Raw genomic sequence first — 16,643 nt, forward strand, 5'->3', positions numbered from 1 at the left:
TTAAAGAATGTACATGGTTATAACCGTGCGGATTCTTATGGCCTTTCTTGTATGGAAATGCAAGGAGCTATCACGATTTTTACCGTAAATATTAAAAGAATACTCAAAATAGTGGATAATGAGTAGCGAATGGAGCTACTTTGTATAAAAGATAGTATAAGGCCTTTTTTTAGGCTGTTTAAGCCACCCAATAGTACAGCTAGAAAACAAATAACGCTTACAAAGAGACTTAAAAAAGTCTTTTATAAGCGTTATTTTTTGTCTTTAAAAAAGCTATTTCCTAAAAAGAGGCTACTTTATCAGTGCCCTCACAATTACCCCGAATTTTTTGAACTTCTCTGAAAATAATAAGTAATTACTTACTCAAACAATCCTTTTTTTGGCTACCTCTTGCTAAATACCCATATAGTCTTTTTTAGCTTCTATTTTTATTCAAAACCAAGATTTCTACAAGGGTTTTCAATTTCAAAAATAGGTATTAAGACCTATAAAATTCTATTTACATAATATAACTATGGGAGATATATTTTAATATTAGCATGGTTTTAACTATTTTAGAGTCATATTGACCAAATAGATTTTATTTAAACAATAACAAAATACTCATATGGAAGATTTAATGTCTAAGATACTTTTTAATGATCTTATACCAATTATAGCAATAATGCTTATAGGTTACCTTAGTGGTAAGAAAAATGTTTTTCAGCAAGGACAATCCCAAATTTTCAATAAACTTGTTTTAAATTATGCCTTACCAGCGGCACTATTTATTTCAATTGTTCGCGCTGATAGAAAAATGTTATTTCAAAATGCTACTTTAAGTATTATATCTCTTGTAGGATTAGTAGCTTTATTTATGGTATCTTACTACACTATACAATGGTTTTTCAAACGCACTAAAGCACAAGGTGCAATATGTGGCCTAGTGGCAGGGTCTCCTACAATAGGTTTTCTTGGTTATGCTGTTCTTGATCCAATTTATGGTACTGGAATTGAAACAGGCTTAGTAATTGCCATTATTGCCATTGTAGCAAATGCCATTGTTATTCCAATAGGGTTATATCTTTTAAATTCATCTAATGACTCCAACTTAAATCAAAACAATGACCACTCAAGCGCCCTAATCGAATCTTTAAAACAACCTGTTGTTTGGGCTCCTATGCTTGCTGTTTTGTTTGTCCTTATTGGAATCAAAGTACCTTCACAGATAGATCCAACTTTCCAATTACTTGCTCAAGCAAACTCCAGTGTTGCAGTTTTTGCTTCAGGACTTACCTTGGCCGCTTACCAATTTGAACTTAATTGGGAAACTGCTTATAATACGGTGTTTAAACTAATTATAATGCCTGGTATTTTCTTAATTGTAGGATTAGCATGCAAACTAGATAGCACGGTTTTACAAATGCTAGTTTTAGGAGTTGCTTTACCACCAGCATTCTCTGGTGTAATCATTTCAGGAAAATATAATGTTTATACTAGAGAGGCTACATCTGCCCTAGCTGTTAGTGTTATTGGTTTTATCATAGCTGCTCCGGCTTGGATATATATTACAAAAACACTGAGTAGTTAAGTTAAAAGCTACTTCCGATTATATAAACAAATGCATAACAATGCATATGGCAATAATCTAAACAAAATGACCTCCGTAGTACTACAGAGGTCATTTTGTTTAATACTCTTTCTCATTGGAGTGTTTCTATATTTACGTACTTGGAATATTTCTGCTAGAATATCTCTTTAATAAATACAGATTTTCCTAAATTAAATTTATCATTTCACCGATAAAGAAAAAGAAGCAAAGTCTTCGAGCCTTCTAAATCTTAAAAACTTAGCAAATATCTGCTTTGAATACGGAGTTTATCAACACCAATCTTAAACCGTAACCGCCTGGTATAAAGAGCACTAATTTCACTTTTAGCTAATAAAAAGCATGTTACAAAATACATACAAACATTTTTATCACTATATATGTAACATATAAAACTAGGAATTATGGACGCAACTATCGGAAAGAACATTAAATTACTTAGAGATAGAATTGGCATATCTCAAGATGATTTAGCTAAATATCTAGGTTTATCTAATAAAATGAAAATATCTAGATATGAGAATGGTACAGCCACTGTACCAACAAATCAAATGACTAAATTAGCAAATTTATTCGGGGTTGATGAGTATGACTTTTATGAAGAAGATGAAAATAATATTAAACTAAATGTCGCATTTGCTTTTAAAGCTAAGGAATTAGATGCAACAGACATAGAAACAATGGCTTCTTTTAAAAAACTTGCGATGAATTATTTGAAAAGGAAAAAAGCTATAATAGATGAATAATTTTATTCTTGAGAACAAAGCCAATGAGTTTAGAGTTAGGAATGGAATCGGAGCAATTGAGTCTATTCGCCTTAAAAGCTTATTAAGCAATTTGAATCTAATTACCGTATATAAGCCTTTAAGTAACGAATTTTCAGGAATGGCTTTAAAAATCAACAATGCTGACTCTGTAGAAAGATTTATACTCATCAACAGTAATCATTCCTTAGGAAAACAGCATTTTACAATTTGCCACGAACTTTATCATTTATTTGAACAGCAAGAATTCAATTATATGATATGTAGAACTGGTCTTTTTTATCAAAAAGACAAAGAAGAGTTTTATGCTGATTATTTTGCGGCAGTATTACTTTTACCTGAAAGTGGGATAAAGTCTTTGATACCAGAAGTAGAATTAGCTAAAGATAAAATTACAATTAAAACAATTTTAAAGCTTGAGCATTACTATTCTTGCTCGAGAGAGGCTTTATTATATAGATTACAAGATCTTATGTTGATAAGTAAATCATACGCTGAAAACTTTAAGGCATCTGTAAAGTTAAATGCTATAAGACATGGTTACAATACAGAGTTGTACTCAGCAGGTGTATTGGAATATAAATAATGTGTTTTTAGAAACAAGTTAACTAATAACGTCAAACATTTGCTGACAAATACTCTTAGCTACCTCCCTTTTCTGGTATAATTCATGTCCTTGGTTTACATAAAGCGTATATATGATACTCATTTGCTTGAACCAAGCATCGGAAGGTCTAAACTTATCTTCTTGTCCAAAAAACACCTGGATTTCTCCTTGGGGTTTCTGTGTTTCATACCTCAACCTTGTAGAAGATATTGCAAACAAATAATCGACTTTTAAGCCCGATAAACATGCTTTCCACGCAATATATCCACCAATACTAAAACCTATGATAGCAAAAGCTTCCTTTTCTAATTCTAGTAGGTTCTTGACAGCTTTATCAATACCATTCTTTATAAATTCTAGGTGAATATCCTCTTGGTTATCTTTACCTACAGAAACTCCTCCCAATTCTTGACAATCATAATATTGTAGATCAAAACACTGACCCAATATGGTGGTATAATAAGCCATCCAAGATGATTTCCCCTTTCCCCAAATATCAGAGAGTATAATTATTTTTTTCATTGTTATACTTTTTATGTCCTACATCCAACTAATAAATGCAATGGGTTGAAAAAAACTAGCGAAAGACTTTAATTGATAAATTAAAATGTTTCTGCTAGTTTAGCTAAAAATTTCATCTTCTTTTTGAGTTCCTACACTTAGAAACAGATGTCATATTTAACATTAAAACAAAAATATAAAATAGAGTACAAATTCCTGTCCTACTGTCAAATAAAACTACAGCCAAAGGATAAAAGATGTCATTAATTTCTACTTACAAAACCCTATCATATCTAACTAATAATTATCAATTGACTATATTCTAAGGCTAAGTTGATGAAACTTTCTTTTTAATGGATAGTAAGGCTTACCTTGTTCTAAGAATGGAGTTTGAATTTGTCTTAACTCCTCCTTGAGTTACATGAAGCAGAATATTCCCTTTACACGAAAACACATAAAAATATGGTTAGACTTACCAATGTTCCAATCTCTATAAAAAAATAACCACCTTAGATCATTGTCTACTTGCTTACTCTATAATAAAACACACAAATTGCCTTGTTTTTATTAAGGTAATAAATCAAGGCCTGCCTGCATTTATCCTATCTATTAAACTACTGGACAAATGTCTTTTTTATTTAATTAATACTTAATGAATTTTGTCCTTTAGAAAACATATAAAAAAATGAAGAAGGATATCCACATAATCGCTTTTGATGCTGATGACACCTTATGGGTAAACGAACCTTATTTTCAAGAAGCAGAACGACAATTCTGCGCTTTACTTGAAAGTTACCAGCCCCCATCTATTATTTCCCAAGAGCTTTTTAACACTGAAATGAAGAATTTACATCTTTATGGTTATGGCGTAAAAGGCTTTGTGTTGTGTATGATTGAAACAGCAAATATAGTATCCAACACAAGTGTTAGTTCAAGTATAATCGCTAAAATAATTGAAATCGGAAACCAACTATTACAAAAGCCCATTGTTCTTTTACAAGGCGTGGAGGAAACATTAGAATCCCTACATAAAAATTATAAGCTAGTCCTTGCCACTAAAGGAGATCTACTTGATCAAAAGAGAAAATTACATAATTCAGGCCTTGAACATTACTTTGACCACATAGAGATAATGAGCGAAAAAAAGCAAAGCGATTACAAACAACTACTATCACAGCTCGATGGTAAAGCTGAGAATCTTTTAATGCTTGGTAACTCACTCAAATCAGATATTATTCCCATCTTAGAATTAGGGGGATATGCAGCCCATATTCCATACCATGTAACCTGGGCACATGAAGAAGGTCAAAGTGAATTGGAGCATAAAAAATTACTTCAATTAAAATCTGTGGACCAGATCTTAAAATACTTACTATAAGCTCTCTTATCACCAATTACTCCTTACACGCCTGGCTATATTTTACTGGACTATACCTAGGGTAAATTCTTCCTTTCACAGCAACACTAAAAATCCTATCGTAGTAAATAGTTTGCCATAGCAATAGTGTTGCTTGAAAAGGTAGTCTCTAGAATTTTAACATCTATGCCTTAAAACAAAAAAGACAATTAGCTAAATGCTAAAAAGCTATTCATTATTTTTTTCACTCACAAGTCTATTTATACCAGAAATAATTACTTTATACCTCCATTTTATACCATATCATTTTACAAAACACATATAAAAAGCAATTTTTAAGCCTCCCGGTAAAAAATCTATTACATTTTTTGTGGATATGGCATTCTTAAAAGTGAAAAAAAAAGCAATTTACAGATGCTAATTGCTACATATTTTTTATTATATTTTTTAAATATACAAGCTTTACCAAACAATATTGATTTAAAAACAAACTTTGTTTTTGAAGAAAAACTTTACCTCAAATCCCCATATAAATCGCCTATTAAGTAATATCTTTGCAGTTCATTATAAAAACAAAATGTACATTAAAAAAAATAAAATGTTTCGTCGGACTCGGTATCTACTTTACAAAGAGACCCTTGTAGATTTCAACGAACATATTTGGGCCTTTATTGGGTCATTTATAGGTTTAGGTATTATTAGTTATTTGCATTTTGAACTATTTTCAAAAGCAGATTTCACTCTTTTAATTGGTTCCTTTGGAGCTAGTTGTGTTTTGATTTACGGAGCTATTGGTAGTCCCTTAGCTCAACCTAAAAATTTATTTTTAGGGCATATTATTTCCGCTATAGTTGGGGTGACCATTTATAAGTTAATAGGTCTTCATTTATGGGTAGCCGCGCCTTTAGCTGTTTCCATATCTATTATTGGCATGCAAATGGCCAAGGCATTACATCCTCCTGGTGGAGCTACAGCTTTGATTGCTGTAACAGGTGGGGAGAGTATAACTAGCTTGGGGTATGAATATGTTGTTTCCCCAGTAATAACTGGAGTATCCATTTTATTTGTAGTAGCATTGATATTCAATAACATACCTCATAAAAGGCAATATCCTGTGAAATCTTTTATTCGCATACACAAAATATCGATAAGGAAGTCCTTTTCAAAGCAAACATAAATACTTAGAGCTCTACTTTATGGTATGTATTATCCATAAACTATTTATTATTAGGGCATATAAAAACTTTAAACTAACCTAAATATAGCTATATAGTTAGGCCGTATCTAAAAAACGCTCTATTGTTTGTTTAGCTAATAAAGCAAATGGAGAGTTGAGATGCTTTAGCTATTTTACAAGTTGCATTTTACTTGTGAAGATGCATTAAAGCTTTATTAAAATCAAAATTCAATGATTACTAGAAAAAAAATCACTTATCATAACTTATTCAGACTAGTACTTGCCTCTAGTATGGTTAGTATTGTTAGTGTAATATTAGTTTTTATTACTCAGCAACTAACAGAACACCTAGAAGAATATATTTTCCATCAGGTAAACAATACTCAGAAATTATTATTTATATTTTTACCTACACTAGGAATAACAACGATATATTTTCTGCGTAAATTCCTTTTTAAAGGTCGTAAAAACAAGGGAATAACAGAGATTTATAAAACCTTAGACCAACGAAAAGACCATTTACCTTTATTTAAAATACCCTCCCATTTGATTAATGGTTTTCTTACAGTGATAACTGGAGGTTCCACAGGTATAGAGGTATCCTCTGTGGTGGCTACAGCTACGGTTGGAAATGCAGCCTATACTAGCCATTTTTCTGCTAACGTTTTTAAAAAAGAACTAATTTGCGCTGGTGTCACAGCTGGTGTAGCAGTATTGTTTGCCAGTCCCCTAGCAGGTTTACTTTTCGCTTTAGAAGTGATTGCAAGAAAAAAAAGTAAAACTTTAATTATTAGCTGTGGTACTTCGGCTTTATTAGCTTGGGTTTTCATCTACGCTCTTGATTATAAACCTTTAATAGCAATTCAAGTAGAAAACTGGAATGTATATGCACTTCCTCTTTTTTTAGTACTAAGTATATTTGCAGGATTGCTATCCGTGTATTTTACTTTATTGGTTACTAGAGTAAAAAAAATATTTGGTAATATTAACAACAATTTCATTAGAGTTAATTTAGGGGCAATCTCAGTTGGGTTATTTATATTTACCTTCCCAGCATTATATGGAGATAGTTATATGGGGTTAAAGCAAATTTTATACCAACCTGAGTCCATTTCTTTACTAGGATTAATGCTTTTAATTCTATTAAAGCCTTTGGTAGCATCCCTTACTTTAGGGGCTGGTGGAGATGGTGGAGTCTTTGCTCCAAGTATAGTTGTGGGGGCGTTTTTGGGACTTTTCTTCGCTCAAATATGCAACAGTGTGTTTGACTTTCAAGTAATTCCCATTAATTTTGCTTTAGTAGGGGCAGCAGCGACGCTTTCGGCTTCTATCTACGCTCCCTTTACAGCATTATTCCTCGTATGTAGTATTGCTCCTAATGGTTATCAACTTTTTATTCCAATATTATTGGCAAATCTAACGGCCAATTATTTCTCTAAGATCATCCTACCATACAACGTGTATACGTATGATTTTTATTTAAATAAGAAATAATTACTATTGTATAAAAAACATTATTCCAAATTTGCTTTTATAATATAAGGGTACAAATGAAAGCTATTATATCGGTGGACTTTAACTTCGCCTATTTTTCGAATTAATATAGCATCCCCTAAGTCATACAAACAGACCATACAATAGACTCTTAATCCTAAAGAACTTTATAGTTTAATTCAATAAAATATTTAGCAGTTTATTACTTAAGAGTCTACTAGCTGTTATTTAATTATTTGCATTTATTCACGCAAAAAGATGCTTTGGCCTTCTTTAATGGTTTGCACTACTTTAATGTCTTTAATATCTTGACTACTCACTTTTAATGGATTCTGATCTAGAATCACAAAATCAGCTAATTTTCCAGTACTTAATGAACCTTTTGTATCCTCTTCAAAAAATTCATAAGCAGCATTTTGTGTAATAGCTTCTATGGCCTGATAAGGAGTAATTCTTTGCTCTGGTCCTATGACAACTCCCGAGCGTGATTCTCTATTTACAGCCGTCCAAATAGTAAAAAGAGGATTAATAGGTGTTACTGTAGCATCGGAGTGATTGGTAGGTTTTAATCCTAATTCAATAGCACTAGCCATTGGACTTAGGAAAAAAGCTCTTTCACGACCTAAGTTCTCTAGGTGAACATCTCCCCAAAAATAAGCGTGATTAGTAAAAAAGGAAGGCTCCATATTATACTCTTTAAGAGCTACTAATTGATCAGGTCGCACAAACTGAGAGTGAATAACAATAGTTCTTCTATCCTTATCTAAAGGTTCACCAAGCTTTTCACTAGCATACTGGTGAGCATCTAAAATCATATCAATAGTAGCATCTCCATTACCGTGAATAAAGAGTTGATTATCCTTTGCATATGCAGTTAGGAATATATCTCTTAACTCCTGGGTATTTAAACTAGGAAGTCCTCTACAATCATGACTACATCCAGGAACCTCCGTTAAGAAAGGTTTGGTAAAATAGGCAGTTTTTCCCTGGGGAGATCCATCTGCAACGACCTTAGTTCCTTGTACTTTAAAGTGATTTTTATACGTTTTGAAGTTCATAGTAGGATCACTAAGATTTTGCTCTAAATCATTACTTCCCCCTAAAGCTATTAGATCTATCTTTAACTTGCCTGCATCTGCTTGAGATTGAAAAAAATCAATACTACTACAATCACTCATTCCATCTTGAGCTGTTGTAATACCATTGGATGCATAATATAACTGTGTAGCATCAAAATACTTAGGCTTCCCTTTGGCTAAAATCTCTAACATATTACCAACAAAGGGGTACATGGCTGTTTCTTGAACTAAACCATCTGGCTCATTTGAGTTAGTCATACGTTGAATATTACCCCCTGGTGGATTAGGAGTGTCAGCCGTTACATTCATAAGCTCTAAGGCCATGGAATTGGCTACTCCCATATGTCCACTAATATGTTGTAAATAAACAGGGTTATTAGGTAGTACACGATCTATTTGCTCTTTGGTTGGATGGGTTCTTTCCTTTAACTGTCCATCGTCATAGCCCCATGCAAAAATCCACTCTTTATCGGGTATATTATTTTCCACCTTATAGGCTTTAATCCTAGTTAGGATATCTTCTATATTAGTAACATCACCAATAGGAGCAGGACTTAAGTCCACTTGTCCCATGGTGTTGGAAACCATACCAAAATGGCTGTGAGGATCAATAAACCCAGGTAATAAGGTTTTACCCTGTAAATCAACCTGAGTGGCAGTAGAGTAATTCTCAAAGGCCTCTTCTTTGCTACCTACAAAGACAATCTTTCCATCTTTCTCTACTATAGCCTCGGCATAAGTTGGGCTAGAAGACTCCATGGTAAGAATATCTCCATTGAAATAGACCTTAGCACTTTGCTGCTCTTTTACTCCTTGATCAACTAGAGTAGCTCCGTCTTTACAACTATAAAACAATACCAGCACCAAGGCGCTATATAATATCTTTTTCATTTAATTGCTTTTATATTTTTTCTACTTTTAATCAATTATAATTGCTTCTACTTTTTGAAGTTTATTCCAAGGTTTGCTGGCCTCCTCCGTTTACAAAAATCGTTTGTCCACTTACCCACTGGGAAATAGGGCTAGCAAAATACAGCATCGCCCCTGCAATGTCCTCTGGGGTACCCAAGCATTTAATTGGGGTGTGCTTTAACATAGAGGCTTCTATCTCTGGAGTAAGCACACTTTCTAAGGCCGCTGTTCTTGTGGCACCTGGACCAACTGCGTTTATACGTACTATTGGACCAAAATCATAAGCCAGATTTGCTACCATATGGTTTACAGATGCTTTAGATCCTGCATAACCACTCATATTAGGACTTTTATTTATACTTGCCATTGAGGTGGTAAATACAATAGAGCCATAACCTGCCTTATTCATATGAGGAACGACCAATTGACACAATCTCCATCCACTAAAAACATTTAACTGATAGTCTCTTTTAATGTCCTCTACAGAGATCTTAAAAGGATTTTCACGTCCTCCTCCTCCTCCCCCGGCATTATTGATTAAGATGTGAATACTGCCTAATTCATCTAGGGTTGTTACTACTAGATTCTCTAGGTCCTTATCTTGTAAAACATTACAATGAACAGCTATAGCTTTTACTCCTAACTTTTGTATTTCTAGGGCAGTCTTTGTTGCTTTTTCAATATCGTAATCTCCTATACAAATAGATGCTCCATACTGGGCTAACAAAAGAGCCGTGGCTTTTCCTATGCCACTTGCACCACCTGTTACTATGGCTACTTTGCCTGTTAAATCGAATAATTTATTTTCTTGCATATGCTTTGTTTAATATAGGTTTACTTTCCTATAAAGATACCCCTATTTTAACCATTGCACTAAGCTTTAGATGACTTTTTGGCACAAATACACTTTTTAAAATTATGTGTTTTCCTATTAAAACTAGAATTGTACAACTATGCCAATACCTATATACTATATTTTCTTTTTACAAAAAGTTATCTAACACACTCTTTTTACCATACTTAAAAGTATTCTACTACAAACTACCCATACATTTTACTATTGACTTATCCTCTAATAACACTTTTTGTTATTGCACAAATCCAAATGATAAAATACCATCTACATAAAAGCAAAAAGCCAACAAAGCTCCTTACTAAGCCAATAGTAAAGAGCAACAACACCTTTACAAAAACACACTATCAGTGCTTATTTTACATAAAAATCAACCATACATTGACTTAATTATCAATAAAATTTAGACTTAATAAATATTTTATGTTAATTTTAAGATGTATATTAACCAATATAATTAGAATCTATGGACAATGAAAACCCAATTGTAAAAAAAGTACTCAGTGACGCGTACACTTTAAATCCTGTTGATCACCAGCCAGATGCAAATAAATCTGCCCCTGTGAATAATAAACAGAAAACCATGCCATGGGCAGATGAAATAGGAAATTACCAAAGAAATAGAGGCATACCCACTAAATGCATCAAGGACAGTAAAATCTATATTGTTGGTTCGGGAATTGCAGGTTTATCTGCTGCATATTACTTTATAAGAGATGCTGGGGCAACACCTAGTAATATTGTCTTTTTAGAGCAATTAGACGTAGAGGGAGGTTCTTTAGATGGAGCCGGAAATGCTACAATAGGTTATCTATGTAGAGGTCAAAGAGAAATGGACATGACCTATGAAAACGTTTGGGATATGTACCAAAACATTCCTGCTTTGGAACTACCACCTCCATATAGTGTGCTAGATGAATACCGACTTATCAATGATAATGATAAAAACTATTCTGTATCTCGTTTAATTCATAAAAAGGGAATCATTCAAAGTTTTGATAGTTTTGGGCTAAGTAAGAAAGACCAATACGCTATTGTAAAAATTCTTTTAAAAAGAAAAGAGGAGTTAGATGATATGACCATTGAAGAATACTTCTCAGAGAGTTTCTTAGCTAGTAAATTCTGGACTTTTTGGAGAACCATGTTTGCTTTTCAAAATTGGCATAGTTTATTAGAATTCAAACTATATGTACATCGATTCTTACATGATATTGACGGATTACATGACTTCACAGCGTTAGTATTCCCTAAATACAACCAACACGATACCTTTATTAAACCTTTAGGAGGTTATTTAAATAAGCAAGGGGTAAAACTAGAATTAGACATTCTAGTAGAAGACTTGGATTTTAAAGAAATAGATGGTAAAAAGTATGTAGATACTATTCACACCGTTAAATCTGGCCAAAAACAAACCATTGCAGTTAATCCACAAGATTATGTTATTGTAACTACAGGATCCATGACAGAGGATACTTTCTATGGAAATAATGACAAGGCACCGGTTGTGGAAATTGACAACTCTACAAGTGGAATGAGTCCAGGTTGGAAATTATGGAAAAACTTAGCAGCGAAGGATAAAACCTTTGGTCATCCAGAGAAATTCTGCTCTAATATTGACAAAAGTGGTTGGATGAGTGCTACTCTTACTTGTCGCCCATCTGCCTTTGTAGAAAAACTTAAAAAACACGCTGCCAACGATCCTTATTCTGGTAGAACCGTAACAGGGGGAATTATTACCATTACAGATTCCAATTGGATTTTGAGCTTTACTTGTGAAAGACAACCACACTTCCCTGAGCAACCTAAAGATGTATTAGTAGTTTGGGTATATGCTCTACTAATGGACAAAGAAGGAAATTACGTTAAAAAATGTATGCCAGAATGTACCGGAGATGAAATTCTTGCAGAATTGTGTTATCACTTAGATTTAGAGAATCAATTTGATAATGTAAAACAAAATACTATCGTTAGAACTTCTTATATGCCGTACATTACTTCTATGTTTATGCCTAGAAAAACGGGAGATAGACCTGCTATTGTGCCTCAAAATTATCCTAACTTAGGTTTAGTAGGACAGTTTGTAGAAACAGACAATGACGTAGTATTTACCATGGAAAGCTCTATTAGAACAGCAAGAGTAGCTGTATATGGGTTAACTAATTCTAATAAACAAGTTCCGGATATTGCTCCGTTCCAATACGATATCCGCCAGTTATTAAAAGCAGTTAAAGCTCTTAACGACGGTAAGAGTTTTGTTGGAGAAGGAATTTTAAAACGTTTATTAAAAGGAACCTATTACGAGCATGTCTTACCTGTTGACAAAATAGAAAATCCAGATCCTAATGAAATTGATCCACACAAAGAACCAGAGGGATTCTTTGCTGAACAATTCACCAGATTAAAAGACTGGATGAAACATATGTAAAATTTTCTTGTCTAAATCATTCTTAAACAAAAAAGGGGGAGAAATCTTTTAAAAAGAGGAACTCCCCTTTTCTTTTATCCCTGTTTTCAGCCATTTTATGCGCCTTTTTTGGTGAAAAAAAAATATCATCGTACTATTGTAATGCAGTTCCCATTCTAAAAAAGGTAGAAGCGGCATTTGTTTTAAAGTTGCAAAAAATCGCCTCTCCTTTTTTAAAACTAGAAGTACAAATTGAATTGAAAATCAAAATAGGTGGATTTTATAAAGCATAATTAAATTGGTTTAGAAAGACCCTTGAGGTAAATAATTATTTTTTATAAAATAAATCGCTGTTAGAAAAGACTTGTGGATATATCTATAGGTCTTTTTATTTTTATGGCTTTTAAAAACAAAAAAGGCAGAATTCCCTATGGGGATTCCTACCTTTTTAATAATTTATTTTTCTTATTATAAATGCGATAAGACATAGTGTCTAGTAATGCACGTATTATTTATTTATTTTTTAACCGGTAAGCTTCTAGTAAGCCATCCGCTTCTACTAGCTGTAGCAATAGCATAAGGAGTTATCCAAAATAAAGTAAATGCATAGAAGATACTATAGGTATAGGCCCATAGAGAGTTTTTAATGTTGTATTTTCTAGCATAGAATAAAACCTGAATACTAGAGAATACAAGAATACCTACCAAAGCAGTTGTAATGGATCGCACTGGAAAAGCGATTAAAAAGTAAAGCATTGAGATACATAAAGGATAAGCTAAAATAACTTTAATCCATTGGTTTAAGAGTAAAACCCTTGCCCCTATTTTACTGCTTTCTCTAAAATTAGAAAAGGCAAATTTACTCATCATGATATTTTCTCTAACATTACTTCTCTCCCAACGAATAAACATCTTATAAAGTCCTTTATATTGCTTAGGCGTATTAGTAAGTACATATGCATTCTTTTGAAATAGTACATGATAACCTTGTTTTAATATAAAGTTAGTCATTGATCTATCTTCTCCAATATCCGAGGCCACTCCCATAAAGGTTTGGTTTATCCACTGCTCTAAAATAGGTAAGACTGCCTTCTTTTTGTAAGCCGCTAAGGCCCCTGGAGTACATAAAACCGTTTTTATAGCACTTTGGGCAGAGCGAACAAACTCGAAACTAAACACAAAACTAACATTAAGCATCTTTGGGATAATCCCCTCTTTAGTATTTAAAACCAAAACATTACCCGCCACAGCTCCACATAAAGGATCTACAGAGAATGGACTCACTAATTGTCTAAGGGTATCTCCTTGTACAATAGAATCGCTATCTACTGTTACATACACTTCTCCTTTACCCATTTTAAAACCTCTGTAAAGAGCATGGCGTTTTCCCATATTTTTGGGTTGTTGGAATATTTTTATGCTTTGTCCTAACTCCTTAGCTGCTTTTTGCATCCATTGCCAAGTATCGTCCTTACTTCCATCATCAAAGGATAAAATTTCCAACTTATCCTTAGGGTAATCACTTTGTGCTAAACTATGTAAGGTATCATATACTAAGCGTCCTTCATTATAAGCGGGAACTATAACCGTACAATAAGGTAAATCTTCATCCAAGGCCATATCAACTGGCTTATATCTTAAGTAATTGTAAAACAAATACAATAAAAACAATACCTCTATAGACAATAGTATTCCACTTATAATCACAAGAATTTCTGTAAAACCTCCAAAGTTTGGTGTCTCTTGAAAATAAGAGGAATTGGAGAAATTATACACAAAAAAAGCGCTGGAAAATAATAAAGCCAAACTACAAAAAAGTACTAAGTAGTCTTTTTTGCCCATGGCCTGGTTATTAAAATTAAATTTTGAAAAATCTTTTGCCTGCATAACTCTATAATTATAATTAATTCTATCCAAGCCCTGAATTGTTCTCTAGGAGTATCGAGTTGTTAATTTAACTTTTAACACCAAGACTTGTATAGTATAGGAAACAACATATATGCCAATACCTACGCTAGGTGCAAACCATGGCTATATATCTTATAAAGTTTCTCATTATGGGGTTTATCGCTACATAGATTAACCCTTATGGTGGTAAACTTTCCCTTATTTAACTAACTGATAACAAACATCTTAATTGTTAAATTTTAACATAAAATGATTTTCACCTGACTTTATTTACTTGTTTTGCTCTTATTTTAAGCAAGGATCTACTTCCCTATTGTTACTTAAATTCTCCTTTAGCTGTATAAACAGATTCTAAAAAAAAGCTTGGTTAGTAATTACCCTTATAAAAGACTCTAATGTTATTTTACTTTATTATTTTTGTCAAAAACACTACAACATGATAATCATAGATTCCTTTTCTAATGACGCTTATTTTAACATAGCCTTAGAAGAATACTTATTATATAAATACCCCAAGAAGGATATTTTCCTTTTGTATATTAATGCTCCTTCTATTATAGTGGGTAAGTTTCAAAATACCTTAGCAGAAATCAATCTAGAGTATATAGAACAAAATAATATAAAGGTAGTTAGACGCATGAGTGGCGGTGGGGCTGTGTACCACGATTTAGGAAATTTAAATTTTTCCTTCCACAGTGAGCTTAACCAAAGTGAATTCATGGACTTCTCTAAGTTTACCAAGCCTGTATTAAATGTATTACAAGCCAAGGGAGTACCAGCGGTATTAGAAGGTCGTAATGACTTATATGTAGATGGTAAGAAGTTTAGTGGGAATGCAAAATTGGCGCGCAATGGTAAAGTAATCCAACATGGAACTATCTTATTTGATTCCAATATGGATATCTTATCTGATGCTTTAAAGGTTAATCCATTAAAGTATAAGGACAAAGCTGTTAAATCTAATCGTTCTAGAGTAATAAACTTAAAAGAATGCTTTAAAGATCCTATTACAATTACGGATTTAAAAGAAGCTTTAATCCAAGAAATGATTAGCCTATTCCCAGAATCTACTCAATATACTCTTACTAAGGAGGATGTCAAAGAGATAATGGAATTAGTAGAACAAAAATACAATACATGGGATTGGAATTTTGGTTTCTCTCCAAAATACAATTTCAAAAATGCCATTAAAGTACCTGCTGGATACATTGAAATTCACCTAGATGTACAAAGAGGTGGTAAAATAGAAGCTGCCAAGATTTTCGGAGATTTCTTTGCCTCTAATCCAATTGAGGAATTAGAAGAAATGCTACTAGAGAAAAACCATGATGTGGCTGAAATACAAGAGCTTTTAGAGAGTATAGATGTAACTAAATACTTTGGAAAAGTTACTCCTTTAGAAATCATAGAACTTTTTAAATAGAACAATACTAGAGAGATTATCTTACTTAAATAAATAACAAAAGGTCTATAAAACTAGTTTTATGGACCTTTTGTTATTCTTATACCCAAGGGGGGATAGTTTTAGTAGAGATTATAAAATCTAACTCTTCTTACTCTTTAAGAAAATCATGGCTACAATCGTTGTTGCAATACCAAAAATCATGGCAAAGCTACTAAAGCCTATGGCAAAACTCTCATAATTAAAATACTCCTTGGCTAGATCAACACTTGGATAATAACCTAACTCCACACTCCTTTGAATGGCATTTTGAAAATAATCAGGTGTGATAACATAGGAGATAATCCACTGGGTTAAAGGACCTAATACAGCAATCAACACCGATAACACACTACCACAAAGTAATCCTTGTACATAATTCATAGAGTTATTATACAAGGTCTTTTTGCTATCCTTTAATGCCAATACCATTATCCAAACCGCTGGAATAGCAAATAGATTCGTCCAATACATATGCTGATCGATATAGGTAGAATGAAGACCAACTATTCTCTCTGCTACCATCTATACTAAGGTCATAATACTAAAGTAGAT

At 32.9% G+C, this 16,643-nt stretch carries 13 protein-coding genes; 8 read left to right on the forward strand and 5 right to left on the reverse strand.

Going from position 1 to position 16,643, the window contains the following annotated elements; all coding sequences use genetic code 11:
* The first annotated feature begins 607 nt into the window (after positions 1-607).
* The 3 genes from yfdV to ACYSNX_RS04000 all read left to right on the forward strand — a co-directional run bounded on the left by yfdV (position 608) and on the right by ACYSNX_RS04000 (position 2,938).
* Positions 608-1,570, forward strand: coding sequence for a transporter YfdV (yfdV, locus tag ACYSNX_RS03990; RefSeq protein WP_461753399.1), 963 nt, complete (start codon positions 608-610; stop codon positions 1,568-1,570).
* A 422-nt stretch (positions 1,571-1,992) separates the two neighbouring features.
* Positions 1,993-2,334, forward strand: coding sequence for a helix-turn-helix domain-containing protein (locus ACYSNX_RS03995; protein ID WP_461753400.1), 342 nt, complete (start codon positions 1,993-1,995; stop codon positions 2,332-2,334).
* Positions 2,327-2,938, forward strand: coding sequence for an ImmA/IrrE family metallo-endopeptidase (locus ACYSNX_RS04000; RefSeq protein ID WP_461753401.1), 612 nt, complete (start codon positions 2,327-2,329; stop codon positions 2,936-2,938). The genes ACYSNX_RS03995 and ACYSNX_RS04000 overlap by 8 nt, the downstream gene beginning before the upstream one ends.
* Positions 2,939-2,956: 18 nt before the next feature.
* Here the strand turns inward: ACYSNX_RS04000 and ACYSNX_RS04005 are convergent, their stop codons facing one another.
* On the reverse strand, positions 2,957-3,481 hold the full coding sequence (locus tag ACYSNX_RS04005) for an alpha/beta hydrolase (protein ID WP_461753402.1): 525 nt from the start codon (positions 3,479-3,481) through the stop codon (positions 2,957-2,959).
* 664 nt (positions 3,482-4,145) lie between these two features.
* On the opposite strand from ACYSNX_RS04005, the gene ACYSNX_RS04010 reads away from it, so the two are divergent.
* The 3 genes from ACYSNX_RS04010 to ACYSNX_RS04020 all read left to right on the forward strand — a co-directional run bounded on the left by ACYSNX_RS04010 (position 4,146) and on the right by ACYSNX_RS04020 (position 7,488).
* Positions 4,146-4,838, forward strand: coding sequence for an HAD family hydrolase (locus ACYSNX_RS04010; protein WP_461753403.1), 693 nt, complete (start codon positions 4,146-4,148; stop codon positions 4,836-4,838).
* Between the two features lie 577 nt (positions 4,839-5,415).
* A complete protein-coding gene (locus ACYSNX_RS04015; RefSeq protein WP_461753462.1) occupies positions 5,416-5,994 on the forward strand; it encodes an HPP family protein in 579 nt (192 codons plus the stop codon).
* Between the two features lie 231 nt (positions 5,995-6,225).
* Positions 6,226-7,488, forward strand: coding sequence for a chloride channel protein (locus tag ACYSNX_RS04020; RefSeq protein WP_461753404.1), 1,263 nt, complete (start codon positions 6,226-6,228; stop codon positions 7,486-7,488).
* 242 nt (positions 7,489-7,730) lie between these two features.
* On the opposite strand, the gene ACYSNX_RS04025 is transcribed toward ACYSNX_RS04020, so the two are convergent.
* Together ACYSNX_RS04025 and ACYSNX_RS04030 are read right to left on the reverse strand one after the other, a co-directional pair.
* The gene (locus tag ACYSNX_RS04025) at positions 7,731-9,458 is read right to left on the reverse strand and encodes an amidohydrolase (RefSeq protein WP_461753405.1); all 1,728 of its coding nucleotides are present in this window, start codon (positions 9,456-9,458) and stop codon (positions 7,731-7,733) included.
* Positions 9,459-9,519: 61 nt separating this feature from the next.
* Positions 9,520-10,293, reverse strand: coding sequence for an SDR family oxidoreductase (locus ACYSNX_RS04030; RefSeq protein WP_461753406.1), 774 nt, complete (start codon positions 10,291-10,293; stop codon positions 9,520-9,522).
* A gap of 505 nt (positions 10,294-10,798) precedes the next feature.
* Between ACYSNX_RS04030 and ACYSNX_RS04035 the strand changes: the two genes are divergently transcribed.
* Complete coding sequence (locus ACYSNX_RS04035; RefSeq protein WP_461753407.1) at positions 10,799-12,760, forward strand: oleate hydratase; 1,962 nt, start codon at positions 10,799-10,801, stop codon at positions 12,758-12,760.
* A gap of 495 nt (positions 12,761-13,255) precedes the next feature.
* On the opposite strand, the gene ACYSNX_RS04040 is transcribed toward ACYSNX_RS04035, so the two are convergent.
* A complete protein-coding gene (locus tag ACYSNX_RS04040; protein ID WP_461753408.1) occupies positions 13,256-14,626 on the reverse strand; it encodes a glycosyltransferase family 2 protein in 1,371 nt (456 codons plus the stop codon).
* A gap of 457 nt (positions 14,627-15,083) precedes the next feature.
* On the opposite strand from ACYSNX_RS04040, the gene ACYSNX_RS04045 reads away from it, so the two are divergent.
* Positions 15,084-16,070, forward strand: coding sequence for a lipoate--protein ligase (locus tag ACYSNX_RS04045; RefSeq protein WP_461753409.1), 987 nt, complete (start codon positions 15,084-15,086; stop codon positions 16,068-16,070).
* Between the two features lie 120 nt (positions 16,071-16,190).
* On the opposite strand, the gene ACYSNX_RS04050 is transcribed toward ACYSNX_RS04045, so the two are convergent.
* Entirely contained in the window at positions 16,191-16,613 is a 423-nt protein-coding gene (locus tag ACYSNX_RS04050; protein ID WP_461753410.1) for a DUF4199 domain-containing protein, read from the reverse strand.
* Positions 16,614-16,643 lie beyond the last annotated feature (30 nt).

This window comes from Myroides sp. LJL115 (assembly GCF_054871665.1).

Excerpts from the sequence above, each read along its gene's own strand:
- yfdV (WP_461753399.1), top strand. The coding sequence starts at position 608 with ATGGAAGATTTAATGTCTAAGATACTTTTTAATGATCTTATACCAATT.
- ACYSNX_RS03995 (WP_461753400.1), top strand. The coding sequence starts at position 1,993 with ATGGACGCAACTATCGGAAAGAACATTAAATTACTTAGAGATAGAATT.
- ACYSNX_RS04000 (WP_461753401.1), top strand. The coding sequence starts at position 2,327 with ATGAATAATTTTATTCTTGAGAACAAAGCCAATGAGTTTAGAGTTAGG.
- ACYSNX_RS04005 (WP_461753402.1), bottom strand. The coding sequence starts at position 3,481 with ATGAAAAAAATAATTATACTCTCTGATATTTGGGGAAAGGGGAAATCA.
- ACYSNX_RS04010 (WP_461753403.1), top strand. The coding sequence starts at position 4,146 with ATGAAGAAGGATATCCACATAATCGCTTTTGATGCTGATGACACCTTA.
- ACYSNX_RS04015 (WP_461753462.1), top strand. The coding sequence starts at position 5,416 with ATGTTTCGTCGGACTCGGTATCTACTTTACAAAGAGACCCTTGTAGAT.
- ACYSNX_RS04020 (WP_461753404.1), top strand. The coding sequence starts at position 6,226 with ATGATTACTAGAAAAAAAATCACTTATCATAACTTATTCAGACTAGTA.
- ACYSNX_RS04025 (WP_461753405.1), bottom strand. The coding sequence starts at position 9,458 with ATGAAAAAGATATTATATAGCGCCTTGGTGCTGGTATTGTTTTATAGT.
- ACYSNX_RS04030 (WP_461753406.1), bottom strand. The coding sequence starts at position 10,293 with ATGCAAGAAAATAAATTATTCGATTTAACAGGCAAAGTAGCCATAGTA.
- ACYSNX_RS04035 (WP_461753407.1), top strand. The coding sequence starts at position 10,799 with ATGGACAATGAAAACCCAATTGTAAAAAAAGTACTCAGTGACGCGTAC.
- ACYSNX_RS04040 (WP_461753408.1), bottom strand. The coding sequence starts at position 14,626 with ATGCAGGCAAAAGATTTTTCAAAATTTAATTTTAATAACCAGGCCATG.
- ACYSNX_RS04045 (WP_461753409.1), top strand. The coding sequence starts at position 15,084 with ATGATAATCATAGATTCCTTTTCTAATGACGCTTATTTTAACATAGCC.
- ACYSNX_RS04050 (WP_461753410.1), bottom strand. The coding sequence starts at position 16,613 with ATGGTAGCAGAGAGAATAGTTGGTCTTCATTCTACCTATATCGATCAG.